General features: G+C 39.0%; 11 protein-coding genes. 8 read left to right on the forward strand and 3 right to left on the reverse strand.

Annotated features, from left to right (window positions below; translation table 11 throughout):
• Positions 1–15: 15 nt before the first annotated feature.
• From G504_RS0104815 to G504_RS0104825, 3 genes are all read right to left on the reverse strand, one after another.
• Positions 16–2,331 (reverse strand): glycoside hydrolase family 65 protein, encoded by a 2,316-nt coding sequence (locus G504_RS0104815; RefSeq protein WP_019669011.1) that lies wholly within the window; start codon positions 2,329–2,331, stop codon positions 16–18.
• Positions 2,332–2,400: 69 nt separating this feature from the next.
• Positions 2,401–3,087 carry a beta-phosphoglucomutase gene (gene pgmB, locus G504_RS0104820; RefSeq protein WP_019669012.1) on the reverse strand — a complete coding sequence of 229 codons (687 nt, stop codon included), beginning with the start codon at positions 3,085–3,087 and terminating at the stop codon, positions 2,401–2,403.
• The gene (locus G504_RS0104825) at positions 3,084–4,121 is read right to left on the reverse strand and encodes a LacI family DNA-binding transcriptional regulator (RefSeq protein ID WP_019669013.1); all 1,038 of its coding nucleotides are present in this window, start codon (positions 4,119–4,121) and stop codon (positions 3,084–3,086) included. The genes pgmB and G504_RS0104825 overlap by 4 nt, the downstream gene beginning before the upstream one ends.
• 356 nt (positions 4,122–4,477) lie before the next feature.
• Here G504_RS0104825 and G504_RS0104830 point away from each other — a divergent pair, with 356 nt between their 5' ends.
• From G504_RS0104830 to G504_RS0104865, 8 genes are all read left to right on the forward strand, one after another.
• Positions 4,478–7,570: a SusC/RagA family TonB-linked outer membrane protein gene (locus G504_RS0104830; RefSeq protein ID WP_019669014.1), complete on the forward strand. Its 3,093-nt coding sequence runs from the start codon at positions 4,478–4,480 to the stop codon at positions 7,568–7,570.
• Positions 7,571–7,587: 17 nt separating this feature from the next.
• Complete coding sequence (locus tag G504_RS0104835) at positions 7,588–9,213, forward strand: RagB/SusD family nutrient uptake outer membrane protein (protein WP_019669015.1); 1,626 nt, start codon at positions 7,588–7,590, stop codon at positions 9,211–9,213.
• Between the two features lie 122 nt (positions 9,214–9,335).
• Complete coding sequence (locus G504_RS0104840) at positions 9,336–10,820, forward strand: xylulokinase (RefSeq protein ID WP_019669016.1); 1,485 nt, start codon at positions 9,336–9,338, stop codon at positions 10,818–10,820.
• Position 10,821: 1 nt separating this feature from the next.
• On the forward strand, positions 10,822–12,147 hold the full coding sequence (gene xylA / locus G504_RS0104845; RefSeq protein ID WP_019669017.1) for a xylose isomerase: 1,326 nt from the start codon (positions 10,822–10,824) through the stop codon (positions 12,145–12,147).
• 110 nt (positions 12,148–12,257) lie between these two features.
• Positions 12,258–13,910 (forward strand): sodium/sugar symporter, encoded by a 1,653-nt coding sequence (locus tag G504_RS0104850; RefSeq protein ID WP_019669018.1) that lies wholly within the window; start codon positions 12,258–12,260, stop codon positions 13,908–13,910.
• Between the two features lie 200 nt (positions 13,911–14,110).
• Positions 14,111–17,416: a VCBS repeat-containing protein gene (locus G504_RS0104855; RefSeq protein WP_019669019.1), complete on the forward strand. Its 3,306-nt coding sequence runs from the start codon at positions 14,111–14,113 to the stop codon at positions 17,414–17,416.
• 5 nt (positions 17,417–17,421) lie between these two features.
• Positions 17,422–20,781 (forward strand): FG-GAP-like repeat-containing protein, encoded by a 3,360-nt coding sequence (locus G504_RS0104860; protein ID WP_019669020.1) that lies wholly within the window; start codon positions 17,422–17,424, stop codon positions 20,779–20,781.
• Complete coding sequence (locus G504_RS0104865; RefSeq protein WP_019669021.1) at positions 20,774–24,028, forward strand: VCBS repeat-containing protein; 3,255 nt, start codon at positions 20,774–20,776, stop codon at positions 24,026–24,028. The genes G504_RS0104860 and G504_RS0104865 overlap by 8 nt, the downstream gene beginning before the upstream one ends.
• The last annotated feature ends 1 nt before the right edge of the window (position 24,029 follow it).

Consider the following 24,029-nt stretch of genomic DNA (forward strand, 5'->3'; position numbering starts at 1 on the left):
ATATAGCCTGATCTCTTAGATATTTTGAACAATGGTTTCCTGAGATGGTTTTAAGAGAATCCGTTTGTCATTTACACGCAGCGTCATTTCAGCAGTGCCATTGTATTCAAAACTTGTCTGATTTTCTGTTACGTTTACCTTAATAATACGATTTCTGAAATTTACTTTAAATGAATAGGATTTCCATTGCTTTGGAATTTTTGGAGCAAAAGAAAGTTTATCATCTTTCATTCGCATTCCTCCAAATCCCTCCACGATACTCATCCAAGTGCCAGCCATAGAAGTTATATGCAAACCTTCTTCCACTTCTTTGTTATAATCATCCAGATCCAGTCTGGATGTGCGCAAATAAAATTTATATGCCTGCTCCATCCTTCCCAATTTGGCGGCCTGAATACTGTGAACACATGGCGACAGAGATGATTCGTGAACTGTAAATGGTTCATAGAAGTCAAAGTGCCTTTCAAGTTCGTCTATGCTAAAATGGTCTTCGAATAAATAAAACCCTTGTAAGGTATCGGCTTGTTTTATATAAGGGGAACGCAAAATTCTATCCCAGCTCCATTTTTGATTAATTGGCCTTTGGGAAACATCAAGATCTTTAACTGTGATAAGTTCTTTATCCAGGAAACCGTCTTGCTGAAGGAAAATTTGCAATTGGTCCGAATAGGGAAAATACAAATTTTGTATAATCTCTTTCCATCTGTCCGTCTCCGTTTCAGAAAGTGATGTACGCCCCATAATCCTTGTGTAGTCTTCTATATAGCCCTCTTTTACTTTTTGCAATTGTTGGAGCGTATATTCCATACACCATTTTGCAAGATAATTTGTATACCAATTATTATTGACGTTATTCTCGTATTCGTTGGGGCCCGTTACTCCCAGAATTACGAACTTATTTTTGTCATTTGAAAATGTGGCTCTTTGGCTCCAGAAACGGGAAATCCCTATCAGTACTTCGAGGCCCATTTCTGGTATATAGGAATAGTCTCCCGTATATCTGAAATAGTTGTATATGGCAAATGCTATTGCTCCATTACGGTGTATTTCTTCAAAAGTAATTTCCCATTCATTGTGACATTCTTCTCCATTCATTGTTACCATAGGGTACAAGGCCGCCCCATTGACAAAACCCAGTTTTTTGGCATTCTCAATAGCTTTTTCCAGGTGATTATATCTGTATTGGAGGAGATTTCTGGCCACAAGGTGATCTTTGGTTGCCATATAAAATGGAATACAATAGGCCTCGGTATCCCAGTAAGTACTACCTCCATATTTCTCTCCGGTAAAACCTTTCGGGCCAATATTTAGTCTGGAATCTGTTCCCAGGTAAGTTTGATTAAGGTGAAAAATATTAAATCGTATACCCTGTTGCGCTTTTACATCGCCCTGTATACTAATGTCACTCATCTCCCAGATTTTAGCCCAGGAAGCTATCTGCTTTTCCAACAAATTTTCGAATCCCAGAGAAGTAACAGATTTGAGGGCTTTTTTTGCGGCATTGACAAGCTCCTCTGGTTTGTGGTCCCTGGAGACGGTGTAGCCACCATATTTATAAAAAGTAACTTCTTCGCCCTTATCCGCAGCATGTATATATTTATGCCCTACCCATACTTCTTTGACTTCTTCAGAAACAGCTGCAGGGACTTCTGAACCGGCAGCCGTTAACCGGCACTCCATAAATGTGCAAATCTCAAAATTCGTTTTCATGGTATGAGCCTCTATAAAGGCTTGTTTCCCTTCAGAACTAACATTGGTAACATTCCAGAATTTGTCGTCCCAATTGCTGTCCTCGTTCGTAATGCCATTATCTAGATATGGAGTAAATTGAATTTCAGCACTTTTATTTACCGGAGTGATTTTATATTTAATGGCCCCTACTTCATCAATATCCAGGCTCAAAAACCTAACCACTTCAATAGCAACAACAATACCATTGGGTAAAGCAGCTGTGAAGTTCCTTTTGTACCAACCCCCCTTCATATTAAGCTCACGCCTGAAGCCGGTAATATTTGTACAGGTATTAAGATCTAAAGGTTCCTCATCAACGAAAACATTAATCCCAATCCAGTTTGGTGCATTTAATACTTTGGCAAAATACTCCGGGTAGCCATTTTTCCACCATCCTACCCTTGTTTTATCCGGATAGTATACACCGGCGATATAGCTGCCCTGAAATGTGGGGCCAGAGTATTGTTCCTCAAAATTTGCACGTTGCCCCATGGCACCATTTCCAATGCTAAAAAGGCTTTCAGAAGATTTAACATCCTCTTTGTTAAACCCTTCTTCAATTATGGACCATTCGTCTGCTTTAATATATTCTTTATTCATTTTCTAAATCGTTACTTTATTTAAGGATTGAAAAATAGGGAATTAGGTAGAATTTGCCGGATAAATATCTTAATTTTTGCTCTCAAGCAGCAATATAAGGTCATCCAAAAACTTTACATCTATTTCGGTGAAGTTGTTAAAGCCATGGTCAGCATCAGACAAAATTTTAACATCTCCAATTCCAATACTTTCCATGCCCGCAATATTTGCAGCCTCTATTCCTGCCAATGCATCCTCAAAAACAACACAATTTTCGGGTTCGGCTCCTATTTTTTTTGCCGCTATTAAAAAGACTTCTGGATCTGGTTTAGCCTTTGTAACCTGAGTTCCATCTACAATTGCATCAAAATAAGACATTAGCGCAACCTTTTCCAAAATAGAAACAGCATTTTTACTTGCAGATCCCAAAGCCATCGGTATTCCCTTATCCTTTATATAATCCAGGACTTTAGTCACATCCGGAAGTATTTCTTTCTTATCCATTTTGGAAATATATTTCAAATAGTCTTCATTTTTTTCCTCCAGCCATCTGTCGAATTGCTCTTTTGAAACGGTAATATTACCCATTTCCAATAGAAGCTCCAGACATCTTTTACGGCTAACCCCTTTAAATTTCTCATTATCTGCTTCGGTGAACTCTATGCCCAGTTCATTGGCCAGATTTTTCCAGGCCAGATAATGGTATTTCGCGGTATCCACAATTACTCCGTCTAAATCGAATATAAATCCGGCTTTTTTCATTTTGCTTTTAATCATTTTATTTGGTTGATTGTAGATTCTCTTTCAATCAGCGTTGCTTCAATAACTGCTGTTTTAAAGCTTTCTACTTGCTGAATTTCATCATCCCGCTCTATTTTCTCTATTAGCATTTTAGCAGCTACCTTACCCATTTGTTCTCCATGTTGGGCAATAGAGGTAAGTGCAGGATTAGCCAATTTTGAAAGAATGCCGTCTGTAAAACCAATAAAGGCGATATCTTCCGGGATTTTCTTTCCATTTCCTTGGGCAATTCGCATAGCTCTGACCGCAAAAATTTCATTCACACATAAAACCGCATCCATAATGGTTGAAGCAAAGAAAGCCTCACTCTTTTTTTCATCTTCGAATTGATAGGGTAGACGCAAAATTAAATTTTCATCCAACTCCAGATCATGGTCTTTCAAAGCCTTGTAATAACCTTGAGCCCTTTTTTCACTGACATTCAGATAGCTTTCTGTCGTTATCAGGGCTATTCGTTTTCTCCCATTTTCTATTAGTTTTTTGGTAGCCATGTAAGAGGCCTCAAAATCATTAATCACTACCTTATCACAAACCACTTCATCGGCAACCCTGTCAAAAAGAACCAGAGGCATTCCCTGATCAATTATTTCCATTAAATGATGAAAGTCTTTTTTTTGCTGTGTTTCTGCGGACAAAGCCAATATAAAGCCATCAATGCTTCCGTTCGCCAGCATTTCCATATTGATCACTTCCTTTTCAAAAGATTCATCAGACACACATGCAATAACATTATAACCTTTGGTGTCTGCATATTGCTCAATTCCTCTGAAAACAGTAGTAAAAAAATGGTGAACTATATCAGGTATTATTACTCCAATATTTCTGGTGCGCTTATTTTTAAGGCTAAGCGCTATATTGTTAGGCTTGTAGTGGTAAAGTTTAGCAAACGCCTGAATCTTCTCAGTAGTATCCTTGCTAATTTCTTTGCTGTTTTTCAGAGCCTTGGAAACCGTTGAAATGGATACTTCCAATTCCCTGGCAATTTGCTTAAGAGTAATTTTTTTTTTCAAAAGTCAAAAATTGAAAGTCGCGTAAATATTAAAGTAACCAATTTCCAGATAACTTATAAATATATCCTTTTTTTAACATATTAAAAGCCCCAAAACCATGTAAGTAAAGAACATTAAAACCTTGTGGAATAAAAAAAGTCTTATATTTGTTCCGTTATTGACAAAAATTGAACCTGTTAAATAAGGATATCAGAATTTTGCCAATTCTATATTATCATACTCATATATTTCAAAAGTTATCAACACGAAACCGTTTTCGTTGTTAACATATGTTGACAAGAGTGTGGTGTTAACAATTATTTTACATAGGTTTAACCTTTGGTGCTAAAATTAACTAAACTCAAAATTAACTTTTTATGAAGATTACGCTACTAAAGAGCTTTTTATTGGTTGGGGCTATTCTAAGCTTCGGACTTGCAAAAGCGCAAGAAGTATCAGGTACAGTTTCTGATGCAAATGGTCCTTTACCAGGGGCCAGTGTTGTTGTAAAAGGAACTACCAACGGTACACAAACAGACTTTGATGGTAACTACACGATAAATAATGTAGACAGCGATGCTACATTGGTTATTAGTTATATCGGTTACAGTACTCAGGAAGTCGCCATTAATGGAAGAACTACTGTTAATGTAGTTTTAGAAGAGGATGCGCAAGCTTTGGATGAAGTAGTTATCATAGGATATGGTACAACTACGGTTAAAGATGCAACAGGTGCGGTCTCCGCAATTAATTCTGAAGACTTCAATTCGGGTATTATTGCATCTCCTGAGCAATTGATTCAGGGTAAAACCGCAGGGGTTCAGATTACTCAGGCCAGTGGGGAACCAGGTGCAGGAGTAAACATCAGGATAAGGGGTGCAAATTCTATCCGTTCCAACAATAGCCCGCTATTTGTTGTGGATGGTGTTCCTTTATCATCTGAATCTACTACGCCCGGTGGTGGTGACATAGCTGAAGGTGCACTTGCTTCAAGAAACCCGTTAAACTTTATAAACCCATCTGATATTGAAAGTATCTCTATCTTAAAGGATGCCTCTGCAACAGCCATTTATGGGTCCAGGGGGGCAAACGGGGTAGTAATCGTAACCACTAAAAGTGGTAAAACTGCCTCAGGTGGTGTTTGGGAAATAGATCAAACCATTAGTTTTTCAACGCCCAGAGAGAATTTTGACCTTCTGGATGCACCAACATTTCTTGAGCAGACCGCGGCATTTCGTGGTGAGCAGAGCGCAAACGATATTGATGAAGGCTTTAATACAGACTGGCAGAAAGTAGTTTTAAGAACTGTAGCTTCTCCTGTTACCAATTTATCCTATTCCAATAATTATGGCAGTGGTAATGTAAGGGGAACTTTTTCTTATGGAAAACAGTTTGGAGTTCTCGAAGGTTCTTCTCAGGAAAGAATAACAGGAAGAGTAAATGTGAATCAGCGCTTTCTGGATGACAGGCTAAAATTTGATTTACAAGCCTCACTTGCCCGTGTTAATGATTTGGCTCCTCAAATTAGTGGTGGTTCCGGTGCCAGTGGTAACTTAATTGGAGCCACATATTCCGCAAATCCGACATGGCCGAACAACCCATCGTTTTTTATTCCGGGCAACCTCTTAAACCCAGCGAACTTTTTGGCTTACTACCGCCAAAAAACCAATACAGACAGGTTCCTGGTAAACTTTGCGACTTCTTATGATATTATCGATGCTGATGATAATGAATTGAGGGCTAAAATAGCTTTGGGTTATGATGATTCTGATGCTACAGCTAGCGCAACTATTTCACCTTTAGTAAATAATCTGAACAGGGTGAGTGGTCAGGGACAGGCCTCATTCAATGAATTGCGGGCAACAAGTAAATTACTTGAGGCTACGCTTAATTGGCAAAGAGATTGGGAGAACGTTTCTTTAGATGCAATTATTGGTTTTACCTATCAGGATTTTCAAAGACAAGGATTCAATTCTCAGGGTTGGGGTACGCCGGAAGTTAACCTGGACCAGATGGGCAGAAACCTGAGACAAGACATAAATAATGCAGCCAGTACCATTGAAGGCCCATACCAGCAATTTGGTTATGATTCTAACGGTACTTTTGTAAACTCCCTAAACCCATTCAATGATAGCGGAGTGCTCCCTACTGTTCAGGGCAGGCAATATAACTCTGTCTGGGTAAACAACTTCAACAACACCGATGAATTACAATCGTATTTTGCAAGGGCAAATGTAAGCCTCCATAACAAATACTTGTTTACTGCTACCTTTAGAGCGGATGGTTCATCCAAATTTTCTCCGGACAACCAATATGGTTATTTCCCATCAGGTGCCTTTGCATGGAAGGTTAATGAAGAAGAGTTCATTGGCCCTGCTTTTTCTACATTAAAACTAAGGTTAAGTGCCGGTATTACTGGTAACCAGGATGGATTATCCTATGGCCAGTTCATAAAAAGACAGCGTTTTGCGGATCCAAACATTGAAGATAATGGTAATATAAACAGGCCAGGACTTGAAACGGTTGCGGTGCAAAATCCTGATTTAAAGTGGGAAGAGACAACGGATTTCAATGTTGGTATTGATTTTGGTTTCGGCCTCGATCGCTTAACTGGCTCACTAGACTTCTACAAAAAGGAGACTAAAGATCTCTTGTTCAGACAATCGGCTGCTGCACCGGCTTTTGATCCTTTTGTATTTAAGAATCTTGAAAATGGTAAATTAGTCAACCAGGGGGTAGAATTGGCGGTTGCCTATGATTTTATTCAAAATGATAAAATGACCTTCTCAGGAGCATTTAATATCTCCTATAACGACAACAAGGTTAAAGGACTGGAAGGTACAACTGCAGATTTCGGAGAAATTAATGGACCGGGTCTTACCGGAGCTTTCGCGCAACGTCTTGGTGAAGGAATATCTATTTTCTCCTACTATATGGCAACATATTCGGAGGATGCCAATGGTAACCCTAACTTCAGTGCTGACGATAAAGATTTTGTCGGTGAAGATGCGGTACCTGATGTTCTTTCCGGACTTACCCTTAACCTAAATGCAGGCAATTGGGATGCCAATATCTTCTTTGCAGGACAGTTTGGTTTCTCGGTTTATAACAACACAAGAAATGCCTTCTTAAACAGGCCTACCTTCTTAACTTCCAGAAATACAGATCCCGAAGGATTAGCGCTTGTATCGCAAGAAGTATCTACTCTATATTTGGAGAAAGGAGATTTTGTGCGCTTACAAAACGCAACGGTTGGCTATAATGTGCCTCTTAAGGATGGAACGTTTAAGAATTTGAGATTCTCTTTAACAGGACAGAATTTATTACTGTTTACTGGCTATAGCGGTCTGGACCCTGAAGTTTCGGCCAACACGGGCGATTTTGGTACTGGTATCCCAAGTCAGGGAATAGATTATACCACATTCCCAAGACCACTTACAGTGACCTTAGGTATAAATGCTAAATTTTAATTTAAAAAAAAACTGCAATGATTAATTATTTAAAAACACGATCAAAAATTTTGATGTTTTCGTTACCGGCATTGGCACTGTTTTTCTCATGTACCGATCTGGAAATCGAACCGACGGATTCGTTGCTTGCCACTAATTTTGAGGGCATTGCAACTGCAGAAGAAGCAGCTAGCCAGGTATCCGCAATGTATAATTCCATTAACACATTCATTGGCGACCAGGCTAACCTGTATGCGCTGAGTGAGGTTACCACGGATGAAATGTTGGTTCCTACAAGAGGTTCTGACTGGGGGGATAATGGTATATGGAGACAATTGCACCAGCATTCATGGACACCGGATCATCAGTATATTACTACTGTTTGGAATCAATGGAATGAGCTTCAGCTCGTAGCAAGTGAAGTATTAGACCCCAGGTCTGCATCTTCACCAGATTCAAGGGCAGCCGCATCTTTCTTCAGGGCTTTGGCAGTATATGTTATTTTAGATAATTTTGGCCAGGTCCCAATCAGGGACACTGAAGCTCCACCATTGGCAGATCCTGAGGTTCTGACCGGTGAAGATGCTATAGCCTTTATAGTTTCCGATTTAAATGATGCTATTGCAGGACTTCCTGCATTAGGACCTTCAGGTGCAGAAAACGTAAATGTTTCTCAAGCCGCAGCCAGGTATTTATTGGCTAAAACACATTTGAACAGACATATTTTGAATGGTACCAGAACCGTTGATCCTGCAGACATGACAATAGTAATATCCTTGGTAGATGAAATTGAAGCCGATGGCTACGCATTGGAAGAGGGATTCTTTGATATCTTCAGGGATACTCCGGATAATGAAACCATATGGTGGATCAATACTAGTGTTGGTAACCGGATTTGGAATGGTTTGCACTATAACCTGGTTACACCAGAGCAATCTGGTGGTTGGAATGGTTTTGCTACCTTATCTGAGTTCTACGATCTTTTTGAAGGTCCTGAAAGTAATGTAGAAGGTGGAGGACAGGAAGAAAGAAGAGGTGCTGTACCCCTTCAAGGTTTGCCTGCCGGCACAGATGGCACCGTTGATGATGATGGTGATGGTATTGCAGACGGAACACATATTGGATTTGGTTTCCTTAAAGGGCAGCAATATGGACCAACCGGCACTGCTCTTAAAGAGAGAGGTGGCGATCCTTTGGATTTTACCAGAGAATTTGTGAGTTCGGTTGATGGCCAGCCAAGCCTTTTGGATAATAATGAAATAACTGGTATCAGGGTACTTAAGTACAATCCCCGATATGGTGCAACTACTACACATGAAATCTTTTTCAGATATTCAGATGCGCATTTAATGAGAGCAGAAGCTATTCAAAGAGGCGGTAGCGGTGGTGCCAAAACAGCCTTGGCCTATGTTAACGATCTACGTAGTTTACGTGGCGCCACGACATTAGGAAGTTTATCAGATCAAGACTTAATTGATGAAAGAGGCAGAGAACTATACATAGAGTTTTGGAGACGTAGTGATTTAATCAGATTTGGACAATATACACGGGATTGGGAATTTAAAGACCCTGCCGCTGTTGGGAATTCAGATCGTGAATTATTCCCTATTCCTGCTACGCAGATTATTCTTAACCCCAATCTGGTTCAGAACCCGGGATACTAAGAAGTTTTTTTAAGTTTATTTTTTTAATCCCTGATCATAGAGATCAGGGATTTTTTGTTTTTGTTTGCTTGGCATATCCCCATAAAAACAATATCTTAAGGCGTTAAAAATCAATCCCAAATATGTACACTTTAGGCTATGACCTTGGAAGTTCTTCGATAAAAGTAGCCTTAGTAGAGATAGCCTCAGGTAAAAGTCTGTCTGTATTAAGCGAGCCTAAAAAGGAAATGAGTATGCTATCCCTTAAAAAAGGATGGGCAGAACAGGATCCTGATAATTGGTGGGTACACCTGTGCAATGCTACAAAGGAAATACTAAAAGAAACAAAAGTAGATCCGGGTAAAATAACTGGAGTTGGCATTTCCTACCAAATGCATGGCCTGGTTTTGGTTGACAAGAAAGGGATTCCCTTAAGAAAATCCATCATATGGTGTGATGGCAGAGCTGTGGCTATTGGCAATAAAGCTTTTGACGATCTGGGGCATAATACATGTTCCGAAAAACTTTTGAATTCCCCGGCAAACTTTACGGCCTCCAAATTAAAATGGGTTAAGGAAAATGAACCCGATCTCTACAATAGCAGTTTTAAGGCCATGCTACCCGGCGATTATATTGCCTATAAGCTTAGTGGTAAAATGAATACTACCGTATCCGGACTTTCGGAAGGTATATTTTGGGATTTTGCAGAGGATAAAATTGCACGTTGGTTATTAGACTATTACGGCCTGGATGAAAAGCTTATCCCAGAAATTGTAGATACGTTTTCAGACCAGGGTCACGTATCGGCAGAGGGCGCCATGGAAACCGGTTTAACCGAAGGCACTCCAATTCTTTACCGTGCCGGCGACCAGCCCAACAATGCGCTATCACTTAATGTATTCAATCCTGGTGAAGTAGCCGCAACCGGTGGCACATCTGGGGTTATCTATGCAATTACGGATAATCTGTCTGTTCGGGAAAGTTCGCGTGTTAATAATTTTGCGCATGTCAATTACTCATCGGGCAATATGCGCATAGGCAAATTGCTTTGTGTAAATGGGGCTGGGATAATGTACAGGTGGCTTTTAAACAATTTAGATATTTCTTCCTACCACGAAATGAATGAGTTAGCCAAAAAAGTTCCGATTGGTTCTGAAGGAGTTGTTATTTTACCTTTTGGAAATGGCCCGGAGCGCATGCTGGATAACAAGGATTTAGGAGCGCAATTAGAAAATATAAACCTAAATATTCATAGCAGCTCACACCTTTGCAGGGCTGCATTGGAGGGGATTGCCTTCTCCTTTGTCTATGGAATGGAAATACTTAAGGCAGATGGCATTAAGGCCAATGTTATCAGGGCAGGGAATGATAATTTATTCAGGTCTCCAATTTTTTCAAACACTATAGCCAGCTTAATAGATCAGGAAATTGAAATTTACAATACCACAGGTGCTATTGGTGCAGCTCGTGCCTGTCAGCTGCATGATGGAAATTATGCGGCTTTCGGGAAACAAATTATGGATAATGACTATATTATGAGCTATAAACCCTCATCAGCAAATAAAGAGTATAAGATGGCATATGAAATCTGGAAAAACAAACTGGAAATAACATTAAAAAACAACTAATATGGCACTAATAGGAAACACAGAATTTTATAAGGGAATAGGTGAAATACCTTTTGAAGGCAAAGAATCTGATAATCCCCTGGCATTTAAATACTACAATCCGGAACAAGTGGTTGCAGGCAAAACAATGCGGGACCATCTAAGATTTGCAGTGGCCTACTGGCATACATTTTGTGGTGTAGGAGCTGATCCTTTCGGACCCGGAACCCAAAATTTTCCATGGGATAATTTTAGCGATCCTTTAGATGCCGCAAAAGCAAAGGCGGATGCCGCCTTTGAATTTATTACAAAAATGGGGTTTGACTATTTCTGCTTTCATGATTTTGACCTGGTAAGGGAAGGAAGTACATTTTCGGAATCCGAAAAGAGGCTCTCGTCTATAGTCGATTATATTAAAGAGAAAAAAGCAGCATCCGGAGTAAAACTTTTATGGGGTACTGCGAACTGTTTTTCACATCCGAGATATATGAACGGCGCCGCTACCAATCCGGATTTTAATGTACTGGCCAGAGCAGGTGGCCAGATAAAACTGGCTCTTGATGCCACAATGGCCCTGGATGGAGAAAATTATGTTTTTTGGGGAGGCCGGGAGGGCTATATGTCTTTATTAAATACAGACATGAAACGCGAATTGGACCATATGGGCCGTTTTTTGGCAACAGCGAGGGATTATGCAAGAAAACAAGGTTTTAAAGGGACTTTCTTTATAGAACCGAAACCTATGGAACCTATGAAACATCAATATGACTTTGACGCTGCGACGGTAGTGGGCTTTTTGCACCAGTACGGTTTACAAGATGATTTTAAACTGAATCTTGAAGTGAATCATGCCACCCTGGCAAGTCACACCATGCAGCACGAAATGGAAGTTGCCGCAGCCCATGGAATGCTTGGAAGTATCGATGCAAACCGGGGTGATTATCAGAATGGCTGGGATACAGATCAATTTCCAAATAATATTACAGAAGTCACGGAAGCCATGCTCACATTTCTAAAGGCAGGAGGTTTGCAGGGGGGCGGTATTAATTTTGATGCCAAAATAAGGCGAAATTCCACAGATCTGGACGATGTCTTTCACGCCCATATTGGCGGTGCAGATACTTTTGCCAGGGCTTTACTCATTGCGGACAAGATTATAACTTCTTCACCCTATAATGAGCTTAGGGAAAAACGATATCAGTCCTTTGATTCGGGTAAAGGAAAGGAATATGAACTGGGTAAATTAGACATGACTGATCTTTATGAAATTGCCAAATCAAATGGTGAATTGGAATTACAAAGCGGCAAGCAGGAATTGTTTGAAAATATTGTTAACCAATACATTTAATATTAAGGTTAGAACCTAATATATTTCAAGGCTATTTTTTAATTAAAGAAGAATTTTGCCTAAATTGAGCAATTAGCATATTATAATACTAACAACCAACCAAACAAACTATGACATCATCTTTCGGATTTTGGGATTATTTTATTTTTGTGGCATATGCCTTCCTGATTTTAGGGGTAGGCCTATGGGTATCCAGAGATAAAAAAGGACATCAGAAGAATGCAGAAGATTATTTCCTGGCCAGTAAATCTTTGCCCTGGTGGGCAATAGGGGCCTCCCTGATTGCTGCCAATATTTCAGCAGAACAGTTTATTGGAATGTCCGGATCAGGATTTGCTGTGGGCCTTGCAATTGCCTCTTATGAATGGATGGCGGCAATAACATTGCTGATTGTTGGTAAATTTTTCCTTCCAATTTTTATAGATAAAGGTCTGTATACGATCCCGGAGTTTGTTGAGCAACGATATTCCACAACTCTAAAAACTATTTTAGCCGTATTCTGGATCGCACTTTACGTTTTTGTAAATTTAGCTTCTGTTTTGTATTTAGGTTCACTCGCATTGGAAACAATAATGGGAATTCCAATGGTTTACGGGGTAATTGGGTTGTCATTGTTCGCGGCGGCATATTCACTTTATGGAGGCCTTTCTGCCGTTGCTTGGACAGATGTGATCCAGGTTATCTTCCTGGTTTTCGGAGGTTTAATTACATCGTATTTAGCACTAAATACAGTCTCAGACGGGCAGGGAGTTCTGGAAGGTCTTAAAGTAGTTTACGAAAGTGTACCTGAAAAATTTGTCATGATTCTGGATAAATCCAATCCGGAATATGCTAATCTGCCAGGACTGGGAGTATTAGTTGGTGGTTTGTGGGTAGCCAACTTATATTATTGGGGATTTAACCAATATATTATTCAAAGAACCTTAGCTGCAAAGTCTTTGCGTGAATCACAAAAAGGTATCATTCTGGCTGCTTTCCTTAAAATAATTATTCCTGTAATCGTAGTTGTACCGGGAATTGCCGCCTATGTAATGGTTAATGACGCTGAAATATTGAATCGGCTTGGTGATGCCGGACTTCAAAACTTACCTACCCTTGAACAGGCGGATAAGGCTTACCCATGGCTATTGCAATTTTTACCAACCGGGCTTAAAGGGGTTGCTTTTGCTGCTTTGACAGCCGCTGTGGTGTCTTCCCTGGCCTCTATGTTAAATTCTACATCCACCATTTTTACGATGGATATTTACAAACAATACATAAACAAAAACGCTACAGACAAAAAAACGGTGAATGTTGGTCGTATTTCAGCAGCCGTAGCACTTGGCATTGCTTGTGTCATGGCACCATTGCTGGGAGGGATAGATCAGGCATTCCAGTTTATTCAGGAATGGACAGGACTCGTAAGTCCCGGTATTCTGGCTGTGTTTATGCTGGGCTTATTCTGGAAGAAAACTACCAATAGGGCTGCCATTGTTGGGGCATTGGTGTCTATCCCAATAGCGTTCTATTTCAAAGTGGCCCCAAGTGGCTGGTCTGATAGTGCAATTTTTGCTGATGTCCCTTTCCTGGATCAGATGGGATACACAACACTACTTACAATGCTTGTTATAGTTTTGGTTAGCCTTAATCAAAATAAAGGCAAGGATGATCCTAAAGGCATCCCGCTTACAAAAGGTTTGTTCAATACCAGCGCTAAATTCAATATCGGGGCGTTTGCAGCAATGATTATTATTGCTACGATTTATGCATTATTCTGGAATTAATTTCAGGTTTAATTATGATAAAATATGAAAAGAGTCGAATAACTTCGACTCTTTTTTATAAACCTTAACCTCCATACTAAAATGAGACAGGAACTCAGGTTGCATATCAGCAATGTACTGTAAATTGGTTAAACATTAACTCGTATTACACTCCTGTTTCTGCCGTTTTCATTATCTTGCCAACCAATTTTGGAGCATAAATGAAAAGGATTTTAAGACTTCTTTTAATTGCGTTTATTCTAATAACCGCTTGTAACAAAAAGAAAGAAAAACTGTTTAACAAAGTTGATCCTTCCTATTCCGGAATTTATTTTAAAAACCTGCTGATTGATACCCCTGAACTTAATATTCTAAACTATCTGTATTATTATAACGGAGCAGGTGTAGTTTCAGCCGATTTTAATAATGATGGATTGGCTGATCTTTATTTTTCATCTAATCAGGGGGAAGATAAGCTATACTTAAACAAAGGAGGATTAAAATTTGAAGATGTCACCAAGGCAGCACAGATTGATAATTCCGGAAACTGGACTACAGGAGTTTCTCATGTTGATATTAACCACGATGGCTTGCTGGACATTTATGTTTGTAAGGCCAGTAATTACAGGGGGTTGAAAGGCTCAAACCTGTTATTTATCAATAAAGGCATAAACGAACAAGGTATTCCTCAGTTTAGTGAGGAGGCGTCTTCCTATGGTCTTGATTTTAGTGGGCTCTCAACACAGGCCGCATTTTTTGACTATGACCTGGATGGAGATTTGGATATGTTCCTTTTAAATCATTCGGTTCATCCTAACCATACTTATGGAAAGGGGGCGCAACGTTTAGAAATAGATTCGCTTTCTGGTGATCGCCTCTACAGGAATGATGACGGGTGGTATGAGGATGTTTCAGCAAATGCCGGGATTTTTCAGGGAAAAATTGGATATGGTTTGGGACTTGGCGTAAGTGACCTCAATGATGATGGATTCCCGGATATTTATATTGGCAATGATTTTTTTGAAAACGATTATTTGTATATCAACCAGGGCGATGGCACTTTTAAAGACATTATTTCATCAGACAACAGGCACCTGGGACATACTACGCATTATTCTATGGGCAATGACCTGGCAGATTTAAACAACGATGGACTAACCGACATCCTCTCATTAGACATGCTTCCCGAAGATTTGGAAACCTATAAAACTTCCGGACTGGAGTATTCCTATCCAACCTACCAATACTATTTAAAAAATGGATATGCCCCCCAGTATATGCAAAACACCCTGCACTTAAATCTGGGCACATCAAATTTTAGTGAGATTGGAAACTTATCCGGAATATCGGCTACAGAGTGGTCCTGGAGTGTTCTTGCTGCAGATTATGACAATGATGGTTATAAAGACATTTATATCTCCAATGGAATTAAAGGTGCCACCAATGATATGGATTTTATAAGTTTTATCGCCAATGAGAATATTCAAAAAAGAATAAGTGCTGGCATGACTCAAACAGACATGGCATTTATTAAAGAATTACCGGAGAAGAAAGTAGCAAACTACCTTTTCAGGAATGAAAAAAACCTTTCTTTTCAAAATGTCTCCAAAGAATGGCACCACCCGGAATTATCTTTTAGCAATGGTAGTGTTTATGCAGACCTGGATAACGACGGCGATTTGGAAATTGTTGTGAACAACATAAATGAAGAGGCCTATCTTTTTGAAAATAAGTCAGATAAAAACACAGACAACAATTACATTCAGATCACCTTAAGCGGAGACAGGAAAAACAGTTTTGGCATTGGGACTAAAGTAATGGCTTATACAACAAATGGTATTTTAAAACATGAAAATTTTGTGACCAAAGGATACTTATCAGCCGTTTCCAATAAAATTCATTTTGGCCTCGGACAGGATACTTTGATAGATTCCATACAGATAATATGGCCCGGCGGGAGATACGAAACAATAAGGTCTGTTAAATCTAATCAGGAGCTATTCATTGATGAGCAGAATGCGCGAGGTGATTTTTATAAGGAACACCAACCAGAATTAGAAAGTCTAATTGTTAACGCCCCCGAAACACTCGATTTTAAACATCGGGACCCAAATACCCTGGAATTCAACCGAGACCCCCTTGTGCCCTTTGCAAATACAAATGAAGGTCCTTCCATTTCTGTTTGCGACGTGAACAAAGACTCCAAAGATGATTTTTTTATTAGTGGCGCTAAGGGGCAAGCCTCCGCACTCTTTATGCAGGATAGTTTAGGTAGATTTAAAAGAAAACAGTATGCTGTTTTTCAACCGGATGCAATAAGTGAAGATGTATCGCATGTCTTTTTTGATGCCAATGGAGATGACTATGATGATTTGTTGGTAGTTAGCGGAGGTAATGAGTTTAAAAAAGGTAAACCTCTTCAACCCCGTCTTTACTTTAATAATGAAGGCACATTCAAAAAAGATACTTTGGCATTTCTGAATATACAAACTAACGCCTCAAAAGTCACTGCATCGGATTTTGACAATGACGGGGATTTGGATATAACCATAGCCTCTGACCAGCTTCCTCTGACATTTGGGGCTGTCCCAAATCAATATTTATTTTTAAATGACGGATATGGTAATTTTAATGAGGTAACTGCCAAAATAGCTCCCGAATTTCAAAAAACAGGCCTGGTCAAAGACCTGATATGGAAAGATCTTGACAATAATGGATATAAGGATCTTATTGCCGTTGGTTATTGGATGCCCATTTCTGTTTTCATGAACGATGGTATTAAATTAGAATTACAAAATAATAATGGTCTTGATCTTACCAACGGTTGGTGGAATACGATTATAGCCGACGATTTTGACAATGATGGAGATACAGACCTGGTCTGTGGGAATTGGGGTTTGAATACTAAATTAAAAGCCTCTAAAGAAAAACCTCTATCGCTTTATAGCTATGATTTTGATGAAAACGGCACTTTAGATCCAATTGTCACCTACTTTCATAAAGACAAAGAAACCCCTTTTGCTTCGAAAGATGAACTGGTTAAACAAATGCCCTATTTAAATAAAGAATACCTTTCATATAAGAAATTTGCCGGGGCAAGCTTAAAAGACCTTTTTACCGCCGGCAAGTTAAGTAAGGCCAGGAAAATACAGGTATATGAATTAGCCAGCTGCTATTTTGAAAATGAAGGCAATGGAAAATTCAAAAAGAAAGAATTGCCGCTACTTGCACAGTCTTCTTCAATAAGGTCAATAGCAGTAAATGACTTCAACAAAGATGGGTATAAAGATTTGTTAATTGTAGGCAATAATTATGAAATTAGCACGCAATTGGGTAGGATGGATGCCTTACATGGCTTAATTTTGCAAAATGATCAGAAAGGAGGTTTCGTGATGGTTAACCAGCAGAATTTTGATGTTTCCGGACCGGCAAGAGATCTGAAAAATATAACTATAGCAGGGCGTGACTACTACATTGTGACCATAAATAATGATTCTCCTATTATTTTGGCAAAAAACAACAAATAATCTATATGACAATATCAGGATTAAAAAGAATAGCAGGTTTTATGCTTGTGCTTTCATTGGCTTTATCTTGTGTTTCAGAAGAGGAAAATACTACCGAGGAAACAAGCAATGAAAAAACACTCTTTACCCTTTTGTCTTCAGAGCAAACAGGCATAGACTTCCTTAACAAAGTTGAAAACCAAAAAAACTTCAACATCTTTAAGTATAGAAATTTCTACAATGGTGGCGGGGTAGCCATAGGTGATATAAACAATGATGGATTGGCCGATATTTATATGACCGGCAATATGGTGGCCAACAGGCTATACCTCAACAAAGGAAATTTAAAGTTTGAAGATATCTCAGAAAGTGCAGGAGTTAAAGGGTCCAAACCCTGGTCCACCGGGGTGGTTATGGTTGATATAAACCAGGATGGATTGCTGGATATCTATGTTAGCAATGCCGGAAATATGAAGGCCAATAATCATGATAATGATCTCTATATAAACAATGGAGACCTCACTTTTACAGAAATGGCTTCCGAGTATAATTTGGCTAAAACCGGGTTTTCTACACATGCTTCTTTCTTTGATTATGACAAAGACGGTGATCTTGATGCATATATCCTTAACAATAGTAACATTCCTGTAAGTAGTTTAGGGTATGCAGAACAAAGGGAAGTAAGAGCTCAGGACTGGGAAGGAGTCCCGGATATTTTTAAGGGCGTTGGGGATATGCTTTTAAAGAATGATAATGGAAAATTTGTTGATGTCAGCGAGGAAGCAGGCATCTATGGAAGTCTTATTGGATTTGGCCTTGGGGTAATGATTACAGATATCAATAAAGACCTGTATCCGGATATCTATGTTTCCAACGACTTTTATGAACGAGACTATCTGTACATCAACAATCAGGATGGCACCTTTAAAGAAGATATTAAGAACTGGACTTCCCATCTCTCCTTATCTGCTATGGGCATTGATATTTCGGATATTAATAACGACGGTAATGCAGATATTTTTATTACCGATATGCTTCCGGAACCAGATCAAAGGGTAAAATCTGTTATGGAATTTGAAGGTTATAACATTTATAAATTAAAGCAAAGCAAGGATTTTTACCAGCAATACATTCAAAATACCTTGCAGCTGAACAATGGAAACGGATCCTTTTCAGAAATAGCCTATTTCAGCGGTGTGGATGCTACAGATTGGAGTTGGGCCGGACTTCTTTTTGATATGGACAATGATGGGTTAAGAGATATCTATATAACCAACGGCATGAATCACGATCTTACGGATCTGGACTTTAATGATTTTTTTGCCAATGAAATCATTCAAAAAATGGTTTTAACAGGTAAGAAAGAATCGATTGATTCCATAATAAACAAAATGCCCGTTAGACCACAACCAAATTACGCCTATAAAAACAATGGAGATCTCACATTTTCGAACGCTAACAAAGATTGGGGGTTTGAAATACCAAGTTTATCGAATGGTGCTGCTTACGGAGATTTGGATAATGATGGAGATCTGGATATCGTAGTTAACAATGTAAATATGGAGTCGTTTGTATATGAAAACAATGCTACTTCACTCACAGATAACAATTACATAAAGTTTCGGTTTGAAGGTCAGGATAAAAATAAATTCGCAGTAGGAACAACCGTTCTGTTGTATTATGACAAAAATGTAATCCTGCAAGAATTAATACCTTCACGGGGATTTCAATCTTCCATGGATCATGTAATGACAATAGGCCTGGGCAAATTCAAAACCATTGATTCTGTCCGGATTATTTGGCCGGATGATAAAACGGAAAAATTAGAAAATGTTGCTGCCAATCAATACCTTACCCTAAAGCATTCCAATGCCAGGGATGTATATACTCCCAAGGTAAAAGACAAAAAACCTGCCTTATTAAAAGAAATCAATAACAGTAAGCTCATTGCCCATAAAGAGAATGCCTACAATGACTTTGATTACGAGGGTCTTATTTACAAACAGCTATCACAGGAAGGACCTGCCCTGGCAGTAGGTGATATAGATGGCGACGGTAACGAGGATATATTTATAGGTGGGGCAAAAAAACAAGCTGGAATAATCTACAAACATAATGGTAAAGGTAGGCTAAGTGTTATACCGCAACGCGATTTGGAAGAAGACGAAGAATACGAAGATACTGCAGCTGCTTTTTTTGATGCAGATGGTGATTTGGATTTGGATCTGATCGTTGGAACCGGGGGCAATCAGGTAGGTGAAGAAAATAATTATAGAGCACGCCTTTATTTAAATAATGGAAAAGGGACTTTCGTTAAGTCGGCGGAAAAGCTTCCCTCTGCATTTACAAATATTTCAACCATAGCCCCTTCAGACTATGACAATGATGGAGATATAGATTTATTTATTGGTTCAAGAAGTGTTGTGGGTATTTACGGAATTAATCCCGGTCATTTGTTTTTGGAAAATAAGGGTGACGGCACTTTCGAAAATGTAACGGAGAGAATTGCCTATGATCTTAAAGATGCAGGAATGATCACAGATGCAACCTGGGTTGATATGGATGGGGATTCTAAAAAGGACCTCATTACCGTTGAGGACTGGGGAACTCCAAAAATCTTCAAAAATTCAGGCCGCCGATTGAGCCTGCGTTCTTCTGCACTGGACAGCCTTCATGGATGTTGGAATGTTGTGGAAGCCGTTGATATAGATAAAGACGGAGATAATGACTTGATTCTTGGTAATCAGGGAAAAAATCTGCATTACAAACCTAAGGAGAATAGGCCAATGAAAATGTGGGTTAATGACTTTGATGATAATGGTACTATTGAACAAATAGTAACGCAAAATATTGATGGGAAGGATCTTCCTATCCATCAGAAAAAGGATCTGACAGCGCAAATGGTTGCTCTGAAAAAGCAAAACCTAAAGGCATCTGAATATTCAACCAAGGCCTTATCGGAGTTGTTCCCTAAAGAAGTTTTTGAGAACTCAATTATGAAAAAATCGGCTATTTCTGAATCTGTAATTGCGGTCAACGAGGGTGGTGGGAACTTTAGAATTATTAAACTTCCTTCAAGGAGTCAATTATCTTGTATATGTGGCATCACCTGTACCGATGTAAATAATGATGGGAATATAGATCTCATCCTTGGAGGAAATAATTTTGAATTCAGACCACAGTATTCCAGATTAGATGGTAATTATGGTAATGTACTACTGGGAGATGGTGCACTGGGATTTGAATGGCAGGACTATGAAACCAGTGGTTTCTTTATTAAGGACGAGATAAAGCATCTGAAACAGTTTAAGGATAAAACAGGAAAGACTTTCCTAATAGTCGCGATCAATGAGAATAAACCGAAGATATTTGAACTCAATGAATAAATTCCTGACAGTTATTCTTGTTACTTTGGGTTTTATAAGTTGCACTTCAAGGGAAGGTGAATTATTTTATAACCCGCCTGCAGCAGAAACCGGAATATCATTTGAAAATACCCTGCAGGAAACAGACGATCTTAATATTCTGGATTATCTGTATTTCTATAATGGAGGGGGCGTTGCTGTTGGAGACATAAATAATGACGGCCTTGCAGATATTTTCTTCTCTGGAAATATGGTTAAGAATAAACTCTATTTAAATAAGGGGAATCTTGAATTTGAAGATATAACGGAACAAGCCGGGGTTGCTGGAAATAGCAGTTGGAATACCGGATCTGTAATGGGTGATGTGAATGGTGATGGTTTGCTTGATATTTATGTATGTGCTGTGGTAGGAATTAATGGTTTTGATGGCTACAACGAACTTTACATCAATCAGGGAGATTCAACTTTTTTGGAAAGTGCTTCGGAATATGGCCTTGATTTCGATTCCTATAGTTCATCGGCAACATTTTTAGACTATGATCTCGATGGTGATCTGGATATCTACCTTCTAAACCACGCTGTGCATACCCAGGAGTCTTTTGGTACGGCTGACCTGCGTTTAAAAAGGAATTACGAGACCGGAGACAAGTTGCTGCGAAACGAAAATGGAAAATTTATCGATGTAAGTGAAGAAGCCGGAATCTTTGGAGGTGTTAATGGATATGGTCTCGGGGTTGCTGTCTCCGATTTTAATCAGGATGGATACCCGGATATCTATGTGGGCAATGATTTTCATGAAGATGACTACTATTACTTAAACAATGGTGACGGAACGTTCACTGAGGGTATAAAAAAGTATTTTGGGCATACCACCAGATTTTCTATGGGTACTGATGTTGCAGACATTAATCATGACGGATGGCCGGATATTCTATCTTTAGATATGCTTCCGGAAAATGAGAACGTCCTTAAATCTTCTGAAGGCGATGACAACATTCAAACGCAGAAAATGAGAGTCGAAAAGTTTGGCTATCACTACCAGTTCACCAGAAATATGATGCATTTAAACCAACCGGGAAGTAGCTTCGCTGAAATTGCATTATACAGCGGCATTGCAGCTACGGACTGGAGTTGGAGTAGTCTTTTTGGGGACTTTAACCAGGACGGTGAACAGGACTTATTTATATCCAACGGTATCCCGAAACGCCCTAACGATCTGGATTTTATAAATTTTGCTTCCAATGATCAGATTAAGAAAAAGATTAGTAACACCAAACTGTTAGATCAGCAGGCTCTTGATATGATGCCTTCTGGTATCGTACATAATTACATATTTAAAGGAACTACAGACCTCTTATTCGAAGATAAATCAGGGGCATGGATTGTTTATGATACCCTTGTTTCCGGGGCCACGGCGATGGCGGACTTTGATAACGATGGTGACCTGGATCTTGTGACCAATAATATAAATAGCCCTGCCAGTTTATATATCAATAAAACAAATGGGGAACACAATTACCTGAAAATTAAAGTAAACTATTCGCCGCAAAACCAATTTGGAATCGGAACAAAAGTACTCTCTTATCACAATGGTGTTTTACAGTACAAGGAATTATACCCGGTCAGGGGATTTCAAGCCTCTTCAGAGCCAATAATTCATTTTGGATATGGTAAAGCCGAAACTATAGACTCTCTAAAAATAGTCTGGCCCGATGGTCAGTATCAGGTGGTCAAAAACATTAATACCAATCAAACCTTAACTGTTTCACCCCAAAAAAGGATGCCTTTTGATTATGCATCTCTTCAGCCCTCAAGAGATATTATCTTCAGTGAGGTAGAAGATAACCTAGGAATCAACTTTGTGCATAAGGAAGATAACTATGTAGATTTTAACAGGCAAAAACTAATCCCTTATCAACTATCAGACAGAGGGCCCGCAACCGCAATTGGAGATATCAATAATGATGGCAAAACCGATATTTTTTTTGGAGGATCTAAATTTATTCCTTCCAGGATCTTTTATCAGACAGACTCTTTGTTCACAGAAAAAATGATCCCTGAAATTCAAAGAGATAGCATTAAAGAAGATGTTTCCGCGGCAATTGCTGATTTTACGGGCAACGGTAAAGCTGATTTAATTCTGGGTTCCGGTGGGGGAGATTTTTATAATAAAATGGCACCATTATTAGACAGTTATTACGTTCAGAATGATTCCGTTTTCGAACAAGCTACACTGCCTGAATATTTTGAGAACGCTTCGGTTATTAAAGTAAATGACTTTGACAATGATGGGGATCTTGACCTATTTGTTGGAAACCAGGCAGTGACCAATGACTTTGGTAAAATACCAAATTCTTATTTGCTTAAAAACACCAATGGTCAGTTCAGCATTGTAAAAAATGAGGAACTCCAAAATGCGGGGATGATCACCGAAGCCCTATGGGAAGATTTAAATGGAGACGGTTTTAAGGATCTTATCGTAATTGGGGAATGGATGTCTCCCAAATTTTTTATCAATAGCAATGGTCTTCTTGTTGAAAAGAAACTTTTGAACAACGAAATAAATGGCCTTTGGCAAAGTGTAATTGCTTTTGATATAGATCAGGATGGCGACAAGGATTACCTGTTGGGTAATTGGGGTACTAACAATAAGTTCAGGGCATCTGAAGACTATCCCTTAAAACTATTTTATTCGGATTTTGATGGAAATGGCAGCACCGAAACTATTGTTGCCATACCCAAGAATGGAAAATACTTTCCACTGGAAGGATTAGATGGTATTGCCGGGCAAATAATAGAATTGCGTAAAAAGTTTACCAACTACCGCGATTATGCAGGCAAAACCATTGAGCAGGTATTTGATAAGAAAACCTTAGATAAATCTATTGTTTTAGAAGTATCGGAATTGAGATCAGGATATCTCGAGAATACTAATGGTAAATTTACCTTTGTGCCTTTTGAAAATGAGTTACAACGGGCACCTATAATGGCCTTTCTTGCTTATGACTTTGACCAGGATGGTTCTGAAGAAGTGTTGGCAGCAGGAAATTATTTTGGGGTTAAACCTTATCATGGACGTTTTGGTTCTTTTCCCGGTGCTATGATTAAAAGCAAAAATGACGTAATTTTGGGACATAATATAGGACTGGATCTTTCTCAAAAATCGACACGTCATCTTAATATAATTACGTTAAACAACCAACCTTATCTACTGTTAACCTTTAATAACGAGAAGGCCCTTGTTTATGAATTAATAAAACATAACTGAA

The sequence above is a fragment of the Eudoraea adriatica DSM 19308 genome (genome assembly GCF_000382125.1).
Lineage (GTDB): Bacteria > Bacteroidota > Bacteroidia > Flavobacteriales > Flavobacteriaceae > Eudoraea > Eudoraea adriatica.

Excerpts from the sequence above, each read along its gene's own strand:
- G504_RS0104840 (WP_019669016.1), top strand. The coding sequence starts at position 9,336 with ATGTACACTTTAGGCTATGACCTTGGAAGTTCTTCGATAAAAGTAGCC.
- G504_RS0104830 (WP_019669014.1), top strand. The coding sequence starts at position 4,478 with ATGAAGATTACGCTACTAAAGAGCTTTTTATTGGTTGGGGCTATTCTA.
- G504_RS0104855 (WP_019669019.1), top strand. The coding sequence starts at position 14,111 with ATGAAAAGGATTTTAAGACTTCTTTTAATTGCGTTTATTCTAATAACC.
- G504_RS0104815 (WP_019669011.1), bottom strand. The coding sequence starts at position 2,331 with ATGAATAAAGAATATATTAAAGCAGACGAATGGTCCATAATTGAAGAA.
- G504_RS0104865 (WP_019669021.1), top strand. The coding sequence starts at position 20,774 with ATGAATAAATTCCTGACAGTTATTCTTGTTACTTTGGGTTTTATAAGT.
- G504_RS0104860 (WP_019669020.1), top strand. The coding sequence starts at position 17,422 with ATGACAATATCAGGATTAAAAAGAATAGCAGGTTTTATGCTTGTGCTT.
- xylA (WP_019669017.1), top strand. The coding sequence starts at position 10,822 with ATGGCACTAATAGGAAACACAGAATTTTATAAGGGAATAGGTGAAATA.
- pgmB (WP_019669012.1), bottom strand. The coding sequence starts at position 3,087 with ATGATTAAAAGCAAAATGAAAAAAGCCGGATTTATATTCGATTTAGAC.
- G504_RS0104850 (WP_019669018.1), top strand. The coding sequence starts at position 12,258 with ATGACATCATCTTTCGGATTTTGGGATTATTTTATTTTTGTGGCATAT.
- G504_RS0104835 (WP_019669015.1), top strand. The coding sequence starts at position 7,588 with ATGATTAATTATTTAAAAACACGATCAAAAATTTTGATGTTTTCGTTA.